This is a genomic window from Flavobacterium aquidurense (assembly GCF_031458035.1).
Lineage (GTDB): Bacteria > Bacteroidota > Bacteroidia > Flavobacteriales > Flavobacteriaceae > Flavobacterium > Flavobacterium aquidurense_C.
On sequence record NZ_JAVDXR010000014.1, the window covers coordinates 25910 to 45535 of the forward strand.

Annotated in this window: 12 protein-coding genes; 3 read left to right on the forward strand and 9 right to left on the reverse strand. The window is 34.5% G+C overall.

Annotated features, from left to right (window positions below; translation table 11 throughout):
- Positions 1–29: 29 nt before the first annotated feature.
- The gene (ygiD, locus tag J2X17_RS17980) at positions 30–860 is read left to right on the forward strand and encodes a 4,5-DOPA-extradiol-dioxygenase (protein WP_310301213.1); all 831 of its coding nucleotides are present in this window, start codon (positions 30–32) and stop codon (positions 858–860) included.
- A gap of 162 nt (positions 861–1022) precedes the next feature.
- Complete coding sequence (kdsB, locus tag J2X17_RS17985) at positions 1023–1757, forward strand: 3-deoxy-manno-octulosonate cytidylyltransferase (protein WP_310301218.1); 735 nt, start codon at positions 1023–1025, stop codon at positions 1755–1757.
- A 299-nt stretch (positions 1758–2056) separates the two neighbouring features.
- On the opposite strand, the gene J2X17_RS17990 is transcribed toward kdsB, so the two are convergent.
- The 9 genes from J2X17_RS17990 to J2X17_RS18030 all read right to left on the reverse strand — a co-directional run bounded on the left by J2X17_RS17990 (position 2057) and on the right by J2X17_RS18030 (position 17917).
- Positions 2057–4468 (reverse strand): alpha-ketoacid dehydrogenase subunit alpha/beta, encoded by a 2412-nt coding sequence (locus J2X17_RS17990; protein ID WP_310301220.1) that lies wholly within the window; start codon positions 4466–4468, stop codon positions 2057–2059.
- Positions 4469–4656: 188 nt separating this feature from the next.
- Complete coding sequence (locus tag J2X17_RS17995; RefSeq protein ID WP_310301337.1) at positions 4657–7407, reverse strand: gluzincin family metallopeptidase; 2751 nt, start codon at positions 7405–7407, stop codon at positions 4657–4659.
- 281 nt (positions 7408–7688) lie between these two features.
- Positions 7689–8417 carry an LOG family protein gene (locus J2X17_RS18000; protein ID WP_310301222.1) on the reverse strand — a complete coding sequence of 243 codons (729 nt, stop codon included), beginning with the start codon at positions 8415–8417 and terminating at the stop codon, positions 7689–7691.
- A 368-nt stretch (positions 8418–8785) separates the two neighbouring features.
- Complete coding sequence (locus J2X17_RS18005) at positions 8786–9694, reverse strand: hypothetical protein (RefSeq protein WP_310301224.1); 909 nt, start codon at positions 9692–9694, stop codon at positions 8786–8788.
- A 98-nt stretch (positions 9695–9792) separates the two neighbouring features.
- Entirely contained in the window at positions 9793–12624 is a 2832-nt protein-coding gene (uvrA, locus tag J2X17_RS18010) for an excinuclease ABC subunit UvrA (protein ID WP_310301226.1), read from the reverse strand.
- 100 nt (positions 12625–12724) lie between these two features.
- Positions 12725–13678: a Fic family protein gene (locus J2X17_RS18015; protein WP_310301228.1), complete on the reverse strand. Its 954-nt coding sequence runs from the start codon at positions 13676–13678 to the stop codon at positions 12725–12727.
- 63 nt (positions 13679–13741) lie between these two features.
- The gene (locus J2X17_RS18020) at positions 13742–15526 is read right to left on the reverse strand and encodes a chloride channel protein (protein WP_310301231.1); all 1785 of its coding nucleotides are present in this window, start codon (positions 15524–15526) and stop codon (positions 13742–13744) included.
- An 85-nt stretch (positions 15527–15611) separates the two neighbouring features.
- The gene (gene ggt, locus J2X17_RS18025; protein ID WP_310301233.1) at positions 15612–17294 is read right to left on the reverse strand and encodes a gamma-glutamyltransferase; all 1683 of its coding nucleotides are present in this window, start codon (positions 17292–17294) and stop codon (positions 15612–15614) included.
- A gap of 38 nt (positions 17295–17332) precedes the next feature.
- A complete protein-coding gene (locus J2X17_RS18030; protein ID WP_310301235.1) occupies positions 17333–17917 on the reverse strand; it encodes an acyl carrier protein phosphodiesterase in 585 nt (194 codons plus the stop codon).
- A gap of 320 nt (positions 17918–18237) precedes the next feature.
- Here J2X17_RS18030 and glmM point away from each other — a divergent pair, with 320 nt between their 5' ends.
- Positions 18238–19626, forward strand: coding sequence for a phosphoglucosamine mutase (gene glmM, locus J2X17_RS18035; RefSeq protein ID WP_310301237.1), 1389 nt, complete (start codon positions 18238–18240; stop codon positions 19624–19626).

Below are 19626 nucleotides of genomic sequence, written 5' to 3' on the forward strand. Positions count from 1 at the left end.
AATTCGTGGCGAAAAAAAACTTAAGCAAAATGACAACACTAAACGACTTACATTCGATTTCATCAACGTTTTCGAATACAGATAAAATGCCGGTTTTGTTTTTAGGACACGGAAGTCCGATGAACGCTATTGAAGAAAATCAGTTTGTAGCTGGCTTTCGTAATCTGGCTAAAACATTACCGCAGCCAAATGCTATTTTGTGTATTTCAGCGCATTGGTTTACTAACGGAACCAAAGTAACTGCGATGCAAATGCCAAGAACAATTCATGATTTTGGAGGTTTTCCGCAAGCACTTTTTGATGTACAATATCCTGCAAAAGGAAGTCCCGAACTGGCAGCAGAAACTAAGAAAATATTAGAACCAGTTCAAGTTGATTTAGACGAACATTGGGGATTAGACCACGGCGCTTGGAGCGTTATCAAACATTTATATCCAGAGGCGAATGTTCCGGTAATTCAGTTGAGTATTGATTATACCAAATCAGGACAATATCATTTTGAATTGGCTCAGAAATTACAATCTCTACGTCATAAAGGGGTTCTGATTATCGGAAGCGGAAACATTGTTCATAATCTTCGTTTGGTTGATTTTAGAAATTTTGATAAAGACAATTATGGTTTCGATTGGGCAATTGAAGCTAGAGAAACGATTAATAATTATTTGTTAGATGAAAATTTTCAGCCTTTAATAGATTTCGAAAAAATGAACAAGGCGGTTCAGATTGCCATTCCAACCCCAGATCATTATTTGCCTTTATTGTATACTTTAGGTTTAAAAGAAAAATCAGAAGAATTGAGTTTGTTTAATGATAAATTGTTGGCAGGTTCGTTAAGTATGACATCGGTAAAAATTATGTAAAAATAACTTCGTGAATCTCTGTGAAATCTTCGTGTAACTTCGTGTTATAACTTTTCCGCAGAGATTCGCAAAGATTTCACAGAGACTCACAAAGAATAAAAAATTTAAAAGTAACTATAACTATGAGGATGAGATTGCTTCGTTCCTCGCAATGACATAAAAATGAAAATAATAGCTGTAATTCCGGCGCGATATGCATCAACACGTTTTCCTGCAAAACTGATGCAGGATTTGGGAGGTAAAACTGTAATTTTAAGAACTTACGAAGCCTCTGTGGCAACAAAATTATTCGATGATGTATTTGTCGTAACCGACTCAGATTTGATTTTTAATGAAATCGTTTCAAATGGCGGAAAAGCCATAATGAGTATCAAAGAACACGAATCAGGCAGTGACCGAATTGCGGAGGCTATATTCAGTTTGGATGTCGATATTGTAGTTAATGTTCAGGGCGATGAACCTTTTACGGAAGCTGGGCCGCTTGAGCAGGTTTTATCAGTATTTAAAAACGATGAAGATCACAAGATTGATTTGGCTTCGCTAATGCGTGAAATAACAAATGAGGATGAAATCAACAATCCGAATAATGTAAAAGTAGTGGTTGATCAGTCACAGTTTGCGTTGTATTTTTCACGTTCCGTGATTCCATATCCGAGAGATAAGGATGCTGGTGTTCGTTATTTTCAGCACATCGGAATTTATGCTTTCAGAAAACAGGCGTTATTAGATTTTTACAGTCTGCCAATGAAATCTTTAGAGGCTTCTGAAAAGTTAGAACAACTACGTTATTTAGAATTCGGAAAACGTATTAAAATGGTCGAAACTACTCACGTTGGAATCGGAATTGATACGGCTGAAGATTTGGAAAAGGCGAGGGCTATTTTGGGTTCGAAATAGTTTCTTTGAGGTGAAAAATGGCACACGGATGACACTGATTCGCTATCGCGAAAACACTGATAAAAACGGATTTTAGTCATTGCGAGGAACGAAGCAATCTCATTCAGAGAGCTACGAACTGTATCGTTTAAGCAAGTGAGATTGCTTCGTTCCTCGCAATGACACAGATTATGAAAAACAAAAAAGCTCCAAATATTGGAGCTTTTTTGTTATCTGAAAAAATCTAAAATCTAAAATCTAAAATCTAAAATCTAAAATCTAAAATCTAAAATCTAAAATCTAAAATCTAAAATCTAAAATTAGTATAAATTAGGAAACTTAGAAGGATTAACTTCGTGCATCATGCTGTAAACCTTTTCGAAAATATCTTCAGCAGAAGGTTTCGAGAAGTAGTCGCCATCAGTTCCGTATGCAGGTCTGTGGGCTTTTGCAGCAAGTGTTTGCGGTTTGCTGTCTAAATATTTATAAGCATCCTGTTCTTCAATTATTTGCTGTAAAATATAAGCTGAAGCGCCACCTGGTACATCTTCGTCAATAACTAAAAGACGGTTTGTTTTGGCAATACTTTTTACAATCTCTTTATTGATGTCAAACGGAAGTAAAGACTGAACGTCGATTACTTCGCAGTCAATTCCTAGATCTAATAATTCAGTGGCAGCTTGTTCTACTAATCTCAAAGTTGAACCATAAGAAACCAAAGTGATATCTGAACCTTCTTTTAATGTTTCAATAACTCCAATTGGCGTTTTGAATTCACCAAAATTCAAAGGTGTTTTTTCTTTTAAACGGTATCCATTCAAACATTCGATAACCAAAGCAGGTTCATCAGTCTCTAAAAGTGCGTTATAAAAACCAGCAGCTTGCGTCATGTTTCTTGGGACTAAAACGTGGATTCCACGAACAGCGTTGATAATCATTCCCATTGGAGAACCAGAATGCCAGATACCTTCTAAACGGTGTCCGCGGGTTCTGATGATTAATGGTGCTTTTTGTTTTCCAACAGTTCTGTATTGCAATGTCGCCAAATCATCACTCATGATTTGAATCGCATATAAAAGGTAATCTAAATACTGAATTTCAGCAATTGGACGTAAACCTCTCAAAGCCATTCCAATTCCCTGACCAACGATAGTCGCTTCACGAATTCCGACATCAGCAACACGAAGTTCTCCGTATTTTTCCTGCATGCCTTCTAAACCTTGGTTTACGTCACCAATATTTCCTACGTCTTCACCAAAAATTAGTGTTTCAGGATATTTGGTAAATAAAGCATCAAAGTTATCACGCAAAATCATACGTCCATCTGAATCCGGTTTTGCATTATCTGCATATACAGGAAGTACTTCTTTTACTGAATAAACATTCAAATCTGAATCAGAATGCAAATTACTGCTGAATCTTGGTTGTGTTTTTGAAATGTAATCCGTAATCCAGTTCGATAATAAAATCTTACTGTTTGGTACTTCAACAAAACGTAATATTTTGCGTGCGATCACCAACATCTCCTTTTTCAAAGGCGATTTGATAGCACTTAATTCAGAGATATATTTTTTGATTCTTTCTTTATGATTGATGCTTGCCTCAGCAATTTGCTCCAATAAAGCCAGAAGGTTTTTTTGATCTTCAATAATTGGATTGATGAAAGAATTCCAAGCCTCTTTTTTAGCTTCAAGAACTTCTTTTTTCAATTCGAATTCAATTTCAGAAAGTTCTTCAGGTGATGCAATATTAATTGCAATCATCCATAAACGCATCTGACGAATACAGTCAAAATCTCTTTCCCAAGCCAATCTCTCACCATTTTTGTAACGTTCGTGAGAACCTGAGGTCGAGTGTCCTTGTGGCTGCGTCAACTCATTTACGTGAATTAAAACCGGAACATGCTCTTCACGTGCGATTGCTGCTGCTCGTTCGTAAGTCGAAACCAATTCAGCATAATCCCAGCCTTTTACTCTAAAAATTTCGTAGCCTTTAGAATCCTCATCGCGTTGGTATCCTTTCAGAATTTCAGAGATGTTTTCTTTTGTAGTCTGATGTTTTGCGTGAACCGAAATTCCGTATTCATCATCCCAAACACTCATTACCATCGGAACTTGTAGAACTCCGGCAGCATTGATGGTTTCAAAGAATAATCCTTCTGAAGTACTTGCATTTCCAATTGTACCCCAAGCCACTTCGTTTCCGTTTACAGAGAATTTGTCTTTGATTGTGATGCCATCGACATTTCTGTAAATTTTTGAAGCCTGAGCCAATCCCAATAATCTTGGCATTTGACCGGCTGTAGGTGATATATCTGCGCTTGAATTTTTTTGTTTTGTTAAGTCTTTCCAGGAACCGTCTTCGTTTAAACTGTGCGTTACAAAGTGTCCGCCCATTTGTCTTCCGGCAGACATTGGATCAAAATCTAAATCGGTATGACCATATAAACCGGCGAAAAATTGTTTTGGAGTAAGTTCACCAATCGCCATCATAAAAGTCTGATCGCGGTAGTATCCTGAACGGAAATCGCCATTTTTAAAAGCTTTCGCCATGGCAAGCTGCGGCACTTCTTTTCCATCACCAAATATTCCAAATTTGGCTTTTCCTGTCAATACTTCTTTACGTCCTAAAAGGCTACATTCACGGCTGGTTACTGCGATTCTGTAGTCGTTTAATACTTCTGTTTTAAAATCTTCAAAAGTTAACGTGGTATTGTTTTTTTCTTTAATCATAATCTGGAATAGTCATGTTTAGACTGCGAAATTACTTAAAAACAATCAATAATCATAATTCTTTAAAATAAATATAATTTAATTATTTGCATGTAAAATCAAAAAACCACGTATTTTATTTATGTTATTTTTAATAAAAAGTATAATTTAATAAAAAATACGCATCTTTTTGATTAAAATTTATTCGATTAAAGCCATTTTCGAGTAAAAAGATTGACTAATGTTTTAGGAGACAATGTTATAACAAATCTTATTTTTTCGTTATATTTTGTTTGCGTAATCTCCCAGCCATTATTAGAATACACAGGAAAGTAAAGTTCGAAATAGTCAGGAACCAAATTTAACCTGACACCGCTATCATAAACAAAATCTGCACTTAGATGTTTACTCTTCATAAAACCAATATCCCCATAAAGTTCAATCCAGTTCCAAACAGCATAACTCGCATTTAAAGTTGTCATCCATTGATTGGCGTATGAAGGCTCGATTTTCGATTTAAAAGCTCCTTCGGCCATAATAAATTGCTGACTGAAAAAACCGGTGCTTTCAGACCTTCCATAAAAATTATAATCAAACATATAATCTGTTGGGCGATCCAAACCAAAGCTGAAATAATCTGAATTTGTCGTATTATAAAGGAAAGTTCCGGCGTACAATCTCAAATTTAATTTATGATTGTTTTCAAAGAGTCTTCTGTATTCAACTTCTCCTGATAATTTTCCAAAATCTCCCGAAAATTGAACATCGGTCATAAAACTGAAATAATTGATTAATTCGTTTTTTGAATTCGAATATCGGGCATTAAAAATAGAGTAATTAGGTTGTGAATTATCTGTAATGTATTCGCTCGCTTCACGATTTACAATGACCTGACGAAGTAAAAAAAGCTGTTTCCTGTTATCCCTGAAATCTTCTTCGCGAATTCTAAATTGAACCATCGGATTTAATTTCAGATAAGCAGCATCTGGCGCATAATGAAAATAATTCTGGCTAATCGAATATCGTATGCTATACAGCGTACTATTTCTATAATATTGATTCCAGACAAAAGCCGAAGAACCAGATAATGTTCCGGCCTTAATGGAGTACGCTGGATTAATATCAAAAGTAAAAGGTTTGTCCAGTATTGTTTTGTTATGAAAACGAATTCCGGGCGTTATACCATCATAATAGTTATAGTAAAGTGTTGGAATGTACAAAATCTGGTTGTAATAAGGATCTTCCAGATCTTTAGCAAAATTAAATTTAATCGGACGATTGGTAATCACAACACTTTTTAACGATTTCCAGTTATTTCGCTGGTTGAATTCCGGAACTTCATTGTCGTAATTCAATACTATTTTGTCAGCATTTTTTCGTGGGAAATCATAAATAGAATCATTGTTTTTAGGTTCAATCCATGTTTTAAAAACCACTTCATTTTTTTTGATTCCGTAAACCGGAATTGGCGCAAATACTCCAGTCTTATTTTTTATAGAAAACTGAACGCTGTCTTTTGTTCTCGAAACATTTGTGAATTTATAATCGATAATATCACGCGATTCGATAATCGTTCTAAAAAACCAATCAATTTTTTTTGGACTGTTTTCCGTCAGGATTTTTTCAAAATCATATCGGTTTGTTTGTTCGGTTTTGTTCAGTTTGTAAAATTTCTGAATACTTTCCGGAACGATATTATGATCCAGATAATCATCTAAATAATTCAAACTTAAACCTGCGCGATACTTACTGGCAATTTGCTCGTTAAATTTTATTAGAGTGTTTTTTGGGTCACCAAGTGGCTGATCCAGATTTTTTCGCGCCATTAGCATATAATAATAGCTATATTGCTCGTTAAAAGTCAGGTTCGTAATGTTATAACTTTTAAAGAGTTTCATGTCTGAAAGTTTGCCCAGCATTTTCTGATCCAGATGATTTTCATCCATGAATTTCATCATCGCATAAATCTGAATTCCATCATAAATCCAATTGTCTTTTCGAGGATCCAATTGTAAACTATTTTTTAGATAATTGTTCAGATAGGTTTTTAAGAAGGTAATTTCGAATACAAATTCATCCGAAAACGGACTAATAAAAGAAGGTAACTGATTCAGTCCATAAAAGGGATTATGATCATAGTCCACTTGAGAAACCGTGATTTTTTCATGCGGATATTTCCCAATAAATTCATTCGCAAAACCCGCAACTTTATTGATGATTATGGCGCGCTGAATTTTATTTAATTTTTTAGTTTTTAAATCCGAAAGTACTTCCAAATCTCCATTTCTATAACTTTTGAAGCTATTTTGCTTTTCAATAAATAAGTTAAAATCGGTTCGGTTATTTCCTGAAAACAGGTAAGTGCCATAAGCTGTATTTGAACCATCTTTTGAAATCGAGTTCAAATCGGTAGTAATCGAGTAATTGTTCGGAATTTTAATTTCAATTTCATAATTAGTACTCGCATTAGCAATATCATCAAGATTGAAATTATTGTTTTTTACGAAATCATGATTTTCAAATCGGGCAGGAGACAGAAACCAGTTTTTTAAGTTCATTCCGCCATTTTGATCATAACCGTAACGCGTAAATTTGGCACTCGGAATCTTAGAAATATAAGTTAAGTGCAAATCGATTTTTTCACCCGGAAGAAGTTTATGACTCAGTTTCACAACAATATAATCCGGATTTTTATCCGTTCTTTCCCATTCCAAAGCCAAATTATCCGAATCAGTCAGATTCAAAATTGTAGTATTTCCTCTTTCTTCAGGTTTGGCAACATGAAAACCTCTGTAAAATTCATCCGAAAAACGTTTTGCCAAAGGAGTATTTTTATCAGAAAAAGCATTGTTCCAATCATTCAGAACAATTGTAGTTAATGAATCATTTGAAGTATTGAAAAATGTAATATCCTGCCTTACGTTCAGTGTTTTGAGTTCAAGATTAACCGCCACATCCATCTTAGACTGATGTTGTGCGTATTGTTTTATCGAGCTGAATAAAACGAAAATGAAGAATATGATTTTATAAAATGATTTCAAGGATTTCTAAGAAAAATTAGATGTATAGCTTAAGTTACGAACTCAAAGTCATTTTGGTTTTTTGTAAAAATAACATAAAAAAAGCTGTTTAAAAAAACAGCTTTTAATTTTTACAAAAGTTATAGAAATTTAACCATGTAAGCGCTATGAGTTTAATTAATCTTTGCTTAAACTTAGAGGATTTAGATGTTTAAAATATATTAGAAATTCGGACTCAAATCGTATTTCTTGTAGAATTTATCCAGAACGTCAACAACTTCATCTTCAGTGTCTACGACTTTAAATAAGTTTAAATCGTCCGGACTTACAGTTTTCATTTTCTCTACTAAAACCGTTTTTACCCATTCAATTAACCCTGACCAAAACTCAACACCTACCAAAATAATCGGAAATTTTCCAATTTTCTTGGTTTGGATTAAAGTAATCGCTTCAAACATTTCGTCCAAAGTTCCAAAACCTCCAGGCATTACTACAAATCCCTGAGAATATTTTACAAACATTACTTTTCTCACGAAGAAATAGTCGAAATTCAGGTTTTTATCGTGATCAATATAAGGGTTAAAGTGTTGTTCAAAAGGCAATTCGATATTCAATCCAACCGAAGTTCCGCCACCTAAATGTGCCCCTTTATTTCCAGCTTCCATAATTCCGGGACCACCGCCCGTAATCACACCGTAACCGGCTTTACTAATTTTATAAGCAATTTTTTCGGCCAATAAATAGTACTTATCCTCTGGTTTTGTTCGCGCCGATCCAAAAATAGACACACACGGACCAATACGCCCCATGCTTTCGTAACCGTTTACAAACTCAGCCATGATTTTAAAAATCGCCCAGCTGTCATTCGTTCTAATTTCATTCCACGTTTTCTGTTTTAAACGATCCTGAATTATTTTATCCTCATCGTTATCAAAATCTTCTAATCTCATTTTTGGTATATTATAAATTATTTTTTTTAGAAGCAGTTTCCTGCTGTCCTCTATATCTTTTATGGTGAACCCCACCATAAAAGGATGCCGTTCCCATCAGGGCTAGGGCACTCGTTTTCGATTAAACAATTTGTTCAATCGAAACATCTTTCTTTCAAAGTTTAAAATTTTAAAAAAGAGCGGATGCTAAATTAACACTTTTTCGTAGAATTGTTACAAAAAAGGGGTTTTATAATTTAAATCCAGCATTGTAAAATAGGGAATTTTGATTTTTTAATTGATTATCAATGTATTGAAAGTGTATTAACTTAAAATGTAAAATAATTGAAAAGCTTAAAATTAAGGTTGAGATTATTATTTTGCTGTTATTAATTTAAATTTTCAATTGTCAATGTTCTGAAAATATCGCAATAAGTGTTTTTTAGTTTATTGTTTCTCATTCCCGGACTTAACACCTGATCAAATGATGCAATCACACGGTCAATTTCGTTTTTTATAACAATATTTGGAGCTATTGAATTTACATGAACAATTTTTCCTGCTTCATCAATCGTGAAACGCGGTCTAAAAATAATATCCCCGCGCAATTCTTGCTTGTTAATGGTTTTAAGAGAAACGTTCTTTAAAATATGTTCATATAGTTTGTCATAAAAACATTTATTCAGTTCCCAATTTGCCTGAAGATTTTCGCACCCTTTTATAATTGGTAATTGGTCAACAACTGCAAATGTGCTAGCTTTAATTATGATGTCTTTATTCTCCTTAGCAAACAGCTGAACACTGATTTTTCCGTGTTTATCACTTTCTGTCAACGCTAGTTTTTCTAAAGGATATTTCTGGAAAATTTCAACAACTTTTCTGTTAAGCTCTTTATTTCCAGTATTTATATGGAAATTACTAGCCTTGTTTGATTTGCTTATTTCAAAAGTTAATCGAATGGTATAATTGTATTTACTGCTTGAAATGTTTTTATATAAATACGAAGATTTGATTGTAGAAAAATCAATCTTTTTAAGAAGTTCTGATTCTAGGTATATCTTAAAATAATTAGCTAAGTCGCTATTTTCACTGGGTTGCGCCAAAGCTTGAAATGTATTGTTTTCATTTACATATTCCGTTTCAGCTTCTTGTTTAGTGAAATAAGGATTATCAGACTCTGTTTCTTGTATGTCTTTTATTCTTTCACGAACAACTTTATTAAGGCTGTCTTTCTTTGTTTGAGAATAATTGGTAAATGGAAATAATAATATTGTAAAGAATAATAAAATTGACTTCATCTTTTATATTTTTAAAACTAAAATATAAAATAATTAGTATTAAAATTTAACAATAACAGGAATCTTTGTCAAAAGTTTCAACTTTGACAAAGATGGTTTTATTCTAACTCTTTTTTCAAAAATTTAGCCGTATAACTTTTTTTATTTTGTGCCACTTCTTCCGGAGTACCTTTTGCAATTAACTGTCCACCGCCTTTTCCACCTTCAGGACCAATATCAATAATATAATCGGCAAGTTTAATAACGTCCATATTATGTTCAATAACCAGGATTGTATTTCCTTTATCAACCAATTTGTTGATTACATCCATTAAAACACGAATGTCTTCAAAATGCAGTCCTGTTGTAGGTTCGTCCAGAATATAAAAAGTATTTCCAGTATCTTTTTTAGACAATTCTCCAGCTAGTTTTATACGTTGCGCTTCACCACCAGAAAGCGTCGTACTTTGTTGACCAAGTGTAATATAGCCTAAACCAACATCCTGAATCGTTTTTACTTTTCTATAAATCTTCGGAATATTTTCAAAAAACGGAACCGCTTCATCAACTGTCATATTCAAAACATCCGAAATAGATTTTCCTTTGTATCGAATTTCTAATGTTTCTCTGTTAAAACGTTTCCCCTGGCAAGTTTCACATTCAACATACACATCTGGTAAAAAGTTCATTTCAATCGTTCTTACACCAGAACCTTCACAGGTTTCACATCGACCGCCTTTTACATTAAAGCTAAAACGTCCAGCTTTATAGCCACGAATCATACTTTCAGAAGTCATTGTAAACAAGTTTCTGATTTCAGTAAAAACCTCCGTATAAGTTGCCGGATTCGAACGTGGTGTTCTTCCAATCGGACTTTGGTCTATGTCAATTACTTTGTCAATATGTTCTAAACCTTCTATTTTTTTATAAGGTTGTGGTTTTTTCACGCCATTAAAATAATAAGCATTCAAAATAGGGTAGAGCGTTTCATTTATCAAAGTTGATTTTCCGCTTCCTGAAACTCCCGTAACACAAATTAATTGTCCTAAAGGCAATTCAATAGAAACATTTTTAAGATTGTTACCGGTTGCTCCTGTTAGTTTTAAAAACTTTCCATTTCCTTTACGACGCTCTTTTGGAATCTCAAGTTTCATTGTACCATTCAAATATTGAGCGGTAATCGTATTCGATTTTAAAGTTTCCGCCGGAGTTCCAATACTGATTATTTCTCCACCATATTTCCCTGCTTTCGGACCAATATCAATTACATAATCAGCAGTTTCGATCATGTCTTTATCATGCTCTACAACAATAACAGAGTTTCCAATATCACGCAATTGCTCCAAAGATTTAATCAGTTTTTCGTTGTCTCTTTGGTGTAAACCAATACTTGGCTCATCCAAAATATACAAAACACCAACTAATTGGGAACCAATTTGAGTCGCCAATCGAATACGTTGTGCCTCGCCACCTGAAAGTGATTTTGAACTTCGGCTTAAAGCCAAATAATTCAAACCAACATTCATCAAAAAATTCAAGCGGTCTTTGATTTCTTTAACAACTTCAGAAGCAATCAAAAGTTGTTTGTCTGATAAATGAGAATTTAAATCCTGAAACCAGGCTGTCAAATCAGAAATATCCATATCACACAATTCGGTGATGTTTTTTCCATTTACTCTAAAAAACTGTGCTTCTTTTTTTAAACGGGAACCATCACAAACTGGACAATTTACTTCGTCCATGAAATCTTTTGCCCAACGTTTTATAGTTGTCGAAGAAGTTTCGTCAAATTGATTTTTGATGAAATGCGAAATCCCTTCAAAATCGATTTTATAATCTCGCGTAACACCCAAATCTTTTGAGTTTACGGTGAATTTATCTTTTCCGCCATGAAGAATCATCTCCATTGCATCTGCTGGAATTTTTTCAATCGGATCCGTGATTTTAAATCCGAATTTCTCTCCGATAACTTCCAGTTGTTTAAAAATCCACGACGATTTATATTCGCCAAGCGGAGCAAAACCGCCACTTTTAATCGATAATTTCGGATTTGGAATAATCTTTTTGATATTGATTTCATGAACTGTTCCCAATCCATTACAATGCGGACAAGCCCCTTTTGGAGAGTTGAAAGAAAATAAATTTGGCTCCGGATTCTGATAAGAAATTCCGGTTGTCGGACACATTAAATTTCTACTGAAATAACGCACTTCATTTGTGTCCTGATCTAAAATCATCAACACGTTTTCACCATGATGCATGGCTGTGTTAATACTTTCAGCTAATCGTTTTTGATTGTCTTCAGTATTTTCAATCAACATTCTGTCGACAACAATTTCGATATCATGCGTTTTATAACGATCCAGTTTCATTCCTGAAACCAAATCCTGAACTTCACCATTTACGCGAACTTTAAGAAAACCCTGTTTGGTGATTTGCTGAAATAACTCAGCATAATGTCCTTTTCTTGCTCTAATAATTGGAGCCAAAATATTAATTCGTTTTCCGTTAAAATCCTGCATGATCAAATCTTTAATTTGCTCATCAGAATAAGAAACCATTTTTTCACCCGTGTTGTAACTGTAAGCATCAGCACCACGAGCGTATAGAAGTCTTAAAAAATCATATATTTCAGTAATAGTTCCAACCGTTGAACGCGGACTTTTACTGGTTGTTTTTTGTTCAATAGCGATAACTGGCGAAAGTCCGTCAATTTTATCTACGTCCGGACGCTCCAGACCACCAAGAAACTGTCTGGCGTAAGCCGAAAAAGTTTCCACATAACGACGCTGTCCTTCGGCGTAAATCGTATCAAATGCCAAAGATGATTTTCCCGACCCTGATAAACCAGTAATTACAACCAGTTTTTCACGCGGAATTGAAATGTCGATATTTTTTAGATTATGAACTCTTGCACCAAGAACTTCAATAGTATTGTCTTTTTCTAACATAATTTTGAGCAAAACGCAAAGTTACCACTTTGATTTATTCTTTTTATACTAGAGTGTAAAACTTTATGTTACAATTAGTAACAAAAAACGCTAACCTGAGTTAGCGTTTTCTTTTTCTGGTTGCCATGTATTCTTCAATGGCTTCTTTGGTGGTGTACCAATTTCGGCCCTCTTTATAGGCATCTATTTTGCCGGTTCTGGCCAGCAAACTAATGTACTCATGACCATAAGGAGTTTCAGGCTCACTTACAATATTTTGTATCGATTGAAAATCGTAATTACTCCCTGGCATGGCGCTTAAATAAATATTCAGCGTACGCTCCAAAGCCTGACACATCAAAAGCGTTAGTTTTTGATAATTTCCATTATTCGCCTGATTGAGTGCCTCGTAATATTTTTTTCGATCATTCTTTAAGATAATCGCAGGAGGAAAACCGCATCGCATTAATAACAGATTCATGCTCAAACGAACAGTTCGCCCATTTCCATCAAAGAAAGGATGAATCCAGACTAGTTTATGATGATAAATCGTTGCCAGTTCAATATCATTTAAACCTAACGGATTTGTATTTATAAAATCAATTAATTCGTCAAGATAATCGGAGACTTTATTCGCATTTGGAGGCATAAAATTGGCCCCAGAAATTCGAACACCGCCATTTCGTAATCGTCCTGCAAAATCATCTTCAATAGATCGCAAAACCAATCCGTGAATAGAAAGAATATCAATACTACGTAGCTTGTAATTGTAATTTACAATCGAATATAAATAGTCAATAGCTTTGTCGTGGTTGTGGGTTTCAAAATGTTCCCGAAGCGATTTTCCCTTAATGGTAATTCCTTCCTGAATAACCATTTGTGTTTCCCGCAAACTCATGGTATTTCCTTCGATACTATTCGAATTGTAGGTCCATTCTAAGGATAAACTTTCGCGAATTTTATGCAAAGCGATATTAGGCAATGGTCTGCTGTTTTGCAAATCAAGCCTTTTTTGGTACAATCGATCGAATGTTGATTGAAATTCGGTTCTATATGTTAGGTCTATATTCCACATTGGAATACAAAGATACACTTAATATCGGATATTGTAAAACTTTAACCTATCCGATATTAAGAATTATTCAATCGTCATAGAACGAAGTTTCATTCTGTAAGCTTCGAGTGCTATAGATTTGGAAATGAAGCCGTAATACTTGTTATTTCGTATAACCGGAAGAAAAGCCGATTTAGATTTTTCGAATTTGCTCATCACGATTTCCATGCTGTCAAGAGAAGATATTGTAGCTGGCGGCGTTTTCATGACGTCTTTAATCAAAGTATATTTTACGCGATAGGGGTTAAAAATTATTTCACGAATATCATTAAAATGTACAACACCTACCAAATCTTTTTCATGACTAACTACAGCAAAAACAACTTGATTAGAATGCGAAATAAGATCAACTAATTTGCTTAAATTTTCATCAGGATGAACAGTCAGATAGTCGCATTGAATGATGGTGTCAATATCCAGGGTAGAAAGGATATTAGTGTCTTTATTGCTTGTAAAAGCGTGACCTTTTTTGGCTAAGCCTTTTACATCCAGTGAATATTTCTCAAAACGTTTTGAAATTGCAAAACTTATCGATGATACAATCATAAGAGGAATCATTAATCCGTAACCTCCTGTTATTTCTGCAATTAAGAATATTGCGGTCAACGGCGCATGGAATAATCCGCTCAAAATTCCGGCCATCCCAACCATGGTAAAATTGCTGATTGGCAATTTTGACAAACCAATCATAGTGATAAACTTGGAGAAAAAGAAGCCTAAATATGATCCCAAAAATAATGATGGAGCAAAATTTCCTCCATTTCCACCACTTCCAATCGTTAGTCCCGATGCAAATACTTTTACCATCATCGTACATCCAACAAAAAGTAGTAATACCCATTGATTATCTCTAAAATCCCCAAATAAGGTATTGTCTAGTATTTTGCCCGGATCGCTTTCAGACAGCGTTTTGATACTTTCATAACCCTCACCAAAAAGCGTTGGGAAAACAAAAATAAGTAAGGCCAATAATGAAGATCCGATTAATGCTTTTTTATAATCGCCAATTTTCATTTTTGCAAAATAATGTTCTACTCTTTGAAAATTTCGGGCATAATACACGGCTATAAAACCGGTTAAAACTCCAAGGATAATATAAAATGGAATATTATGATAATTAAAAACTTCTTGTTTTTTAAAAGACAATAATATAGTTTCATCCAAAAGAATGGCAGAAACTAAAGCTCCGGTCGCAGCCGAAATCATAATAGGAGTGAAGGCCGAAATACTGACATCAACCAGCAAAACTTCAATGGCAAATAAAACTCCAGCGATTGGCGCGTTAAATGCAGCCGAAATTCCCGCAGCAACTCCACAGCCAATTAAGAGCGTTCTATCTTTATAAGGTAATTTATAATTTTGGGCAAAGTTAGATCCAAAGGCTGCTCCGGTTACTACGATCGGACTTTCAAGACCTGCTGAACCTCCTAAACCAACCGTTAACGAACTCGTTATAATTTGCGCATACATTTGCTTTCGCGGAATAATACTTGCTTTTTTTGCTACGGTATATAATATTTGAGAAGTACCTTTTTCAATAGTTCCATTCAGTACCCTTTTTACAACAAAAACGGTCAGTACAATACCAATAATAGGTAAGATACTGTTGATAAAACTCAACTTTAATATTCCGTTAATATAGGTAGCAAAAGAGAATACGCTGTGCGCGAAAGTTTTTAGCAGAATTACTGCCAATGCGCAAGAGATACCAATTAAAACACTTGATAAAAAAATAAATTGCTTTGGTGTCATTAAGGATTGTCCCAGAGCAATGATGTTTTCTAGTTTTCTGAAATATTTTTTTAGCATTCTGTTTGTAAAAGTTAGGGGGAATATTGCAAATTTAGCTTATAACATTTAAAATTGTATGATTTTTACCGAAAATCTATTTCATTTAAAAACCAACCGCTTTATCATCACCTCTAAAATCGGCACCACCTTCAAGAGTTTTGTTTGGCAAGATCAAAATTGCGTCAACCTTACCAATTATTGGAGTTGGTTTTTCGTTGATTAAATACCCTTTTGCTTTAAGTTTATCAATTGTAGTGTTGTCAAAAGTGCTTGGCTCGAAAGTAATTAGGTCTGGCAGCCATTGATGATGAAATCTCGGTGCATTTACAGCTTCCTGCATGCTGAGTTTATACTCGTAAACATTTAAAATAGTCTGTAATACGGATGTGATAATAGTTGATCCACCAGGAGTTCCGACAACCATAAAAAGTTTTCCGTTTTTCTCTACAATTGTTGGTGTCATTGAACTCAGCATTCGTTTTTGTGGCGCAATGCTGTTGGCTTCATTACCCACTAATCCAAACATATTTGGAGATCCCGGTTTAGCACTAAAATCATCCATTTCATTGTTCAAAAAGAAACCCAATTCATCGCAATAATATTTTGAACCATAACCATCATTTAAAGTTGTTGTGGCTGCGATTGCGTTACCAAATTTATCAACAATAGAGTAGTGAGTAGTTTCTGTGCTTTCGTTATACGTTACTTTTCCTTCTTTTATTTCTGATGATAAACTGGCTTTATCAACATTAAAAGTTGACATTCTTTCTTTTAAATAATTATCAGAAAGTAATGCGTTTACCGGAATTTTTACAAAATCAGGATCTCCTAAAAACTGACTTCTGTCGGCGTAAGCTCTTCTTTCTGCTTCTACAATTACCTGAATGGCTTCGGGGGAATTATGACCCATTTTTGCTAAATCATAAGGAGCAATCATTTTTAAGATTTGTGCCAGACAGATTCCGCCGCTGCTTGGTGGCGACATTGAAGTAATTTTTAAATCTTTATAGGTAAATTGAAGTGGTTTTCTCCATTTTGCTTCGTATTTGGATAAATCTTCCAACGTAATAATTCCGCCTTTTTTCTGAAGATAATCGACTAAAATTTTAGCCGTTTCTCCTTTATAAAATTCATTCTTTCCATTCTTCGAAATTCGTTTTAAAGTATTAGCAAGAGCAGGATATTTAATAGTATCTTTTTCTTTGAAATTTGTAGCCAAAAGTGTCGTCGGTCCGTTTATTTTTATGATCGATTCACGGTAGCTGTTCATACTTTTTTCCTGTTTTTGGGTTACAACAACGCCTCTTTCAGCCAGAGCAATTACAGGTTTTAAAATTTCGGACATTGGCATTGAACCAAATTTTTTGTGCACGGCAAAAACTCCGGCAATCGTTCCGGGAACACCAATTGCCAATGCTGTTTCGGTACTTTTTCCTTTAATGACATTACCATCCTTATCTAAAAACATATCTTTTGAAGCCGCTAAAGGCGCTTTTTCACGATAATCTAAAGAACCAACTTCGCCATTTGCTTTTCGATATACCATAAATCCACCGCCGCCGATATTTCCTGCAAACGGAAAAGCAACTGCCAAAGCTAATTCGGTACCAACCATTGCATCAAAAGCATTTCCGCCTTTTTTCATAATGTCGGCGCCTATTTTAGAAGCTTCTTCTCTTGCCGAAACGACCATAGCTTGGGAAGTTATTAATCCGGTGGGATTTGCGGTTTGTTGGGCAAAAGTAAAAACAGAAACGAAGGAGAATAATAATGTAATTTTTTTCATAACGGGAAAAATATGAGTTTTATAGAATCAATTAGATTTTATATGGATAGTAATTTTTGTTTGGCTTGTTTTTGGATATCTTCAAAAAAAGTGGTGAATTCCTGCTCAAATTCGGCATAATATTCTTTTAATTCTTCGCTGGCAAATTGCATTTTGGATATATTTTTCGACCTTCGATCCATTTGGGTCAAAATTTGATGGATTCCTTCGACGGTCCTATAACTCAAAAGCCAGTTTCTTTCGATCATATATGGCATTAAATCTTGTGTTTTTTCAGTCAGAATAGCATAATTTTTATGGAGCGAACTGTAAAATCTATCGATGAAATCTTCCAGTTTTTCATCAGAATATTTGCTCCAGTTTTTAGCTAAAAAATGATCGTAAACAATGTCTACAATGACGCCGGCATAATGGTGGTATTTTTCATGTAATCGCTTGGTACTTTGTCTGAAAACATCATGAGAATCAGTATAGGTATCAATAAATCGATGTAAAATAATTCCTTTTTGAACATCTTGCGGAAAATGCTCAAATTGTTTCCCCCGAATTCCATCAGCCATAAAATTGCCAATCTTGATAAAATCATTATCACCTGAAAGATATATATGGGCAAGGAAGTTCATGTTTTTTGAGGTGCTAAGATTTTAAGGTGCTATCCCGAAGCTTCGGGACTAAGTTTTCTTTTTTAAAGTTGCTACCAAGAAGCTTCGGGACTAAGAAACTTGGTTGTTTTAGTAAAAGTATGAAATCTTTTTTAAATCGCTTTTATAATAAGACTTCACAATATAAACTTCACAATTTAGTTTTTTTATAAAATCTTAGAACCTTAATATCTCAGCACCTTTGAACCTTTTAAAAAAATCTTAGCCCCTTAGCCCCTTAAAATCTTAGTAACTTAAAAAAAAATCTATATTTGCAGTGAAAATAACCATAACTCACAAAGATGACTTTAATAAAATCGATTTCCGGAATTCGCGGAACTATAGGAGGAAAAGTTGGTGATAACCTGACTCCGGTTGATGCTGTAAAATTCGCATCGGCTTACGGAACTTTTTTAAAAAATAATACTTCAAAAGAAAAATTAACAGTAGTGATTGGTCGTGATGCCAGGATTTCCGGACCGATGATTCATAATCTGGTTGTAAATACTTTAATAGGGTTAGGAATTGATGTAATTGATCTTGGACTTTCGACGACGCCAACTGTTGAAGTTGCGGTACCTCTTGAAAAAGCGGATGGTGGAATTATTTTAACAGCATCTCACAATCCAAAACAATGGAATGCTTTAAAATTACTGAATGAAAAAGGGGAGTTTTTAAGTGGTGCTGAAGGTGCAAAGATTTTAGAAATTGCCGAGGCTGAAGCTTTCGATTTCTCGGATGTTGATAGTTTAGGTGAAATCACTGTGAATGATGCTTACATGGATATTCATATTGATGAAGTTTTAAACTTGCCATTAGTAGATGTTGAGGCTGTAAAAGCGGCCAAATTTAAAGTGGTTGTCGATGGCGTTAATTCTTCTGGTGGAATAATTATCCCGAAATTATTAGAATTAATGGGGGTCGAAGTAGTGAAATTATATTGCGAACCAAACGGACATTTTCCTCATAATCCGGAGCCATTAAAAGAACATCTGACTGATATTTCGGAATTGGTTGTGAAAGAAAAAGCCGATTTAGGAGTAGTTGTAGATCCTGATGTAGATCGTTTGGCTTTTATCAGCGAAGACGGAGAAATGTTTGGAGAAGAATATACATTAGTGGCTTGTGCTGATTATGTTTTGAGTAAAACTCCTGGAAATACTGTTTCAAATATGTCGTCCTCTCGTGCATTACGTGATGTAACAGTTGCGCAAAACGGAAGTTATGAGGCGAGCGCAGTAGGTGAGGTGAATGTTGTGGAGTTAATGAAAAAAAACAACGCCATTATTGGCGGAGAAGGTAACGGTGGAATTATTTATCCTGAGTTGCATTACGGAAGAGATAGTTTGGTTGGAGTAGCCTTATTTTTAACGCATTTAGCGAACAAAAAAATGCTGGTTTCAGCTTTACGTGCTTCTTATCCTGAATATTATATGAGCAAAAATAAAATCGAATTGACTCCTCAAATTGATGTTGATGCAATTTTAGTTGCAATGACTGAAAAATACAAAAACGAAGATATCACAACAATTGATGGTGTGAAAATTGATTTTGCTACTGAATGGGTACATTTAAGAAAATCAAACACAGAACCAATTATTCGTATTTATACAGAAGCTCCTTCTCAGGAAAAAGCGGATGTTCTGGCACTTCGTATTATAGATGAAATAAAGGTAATTGCCGGAATTTAA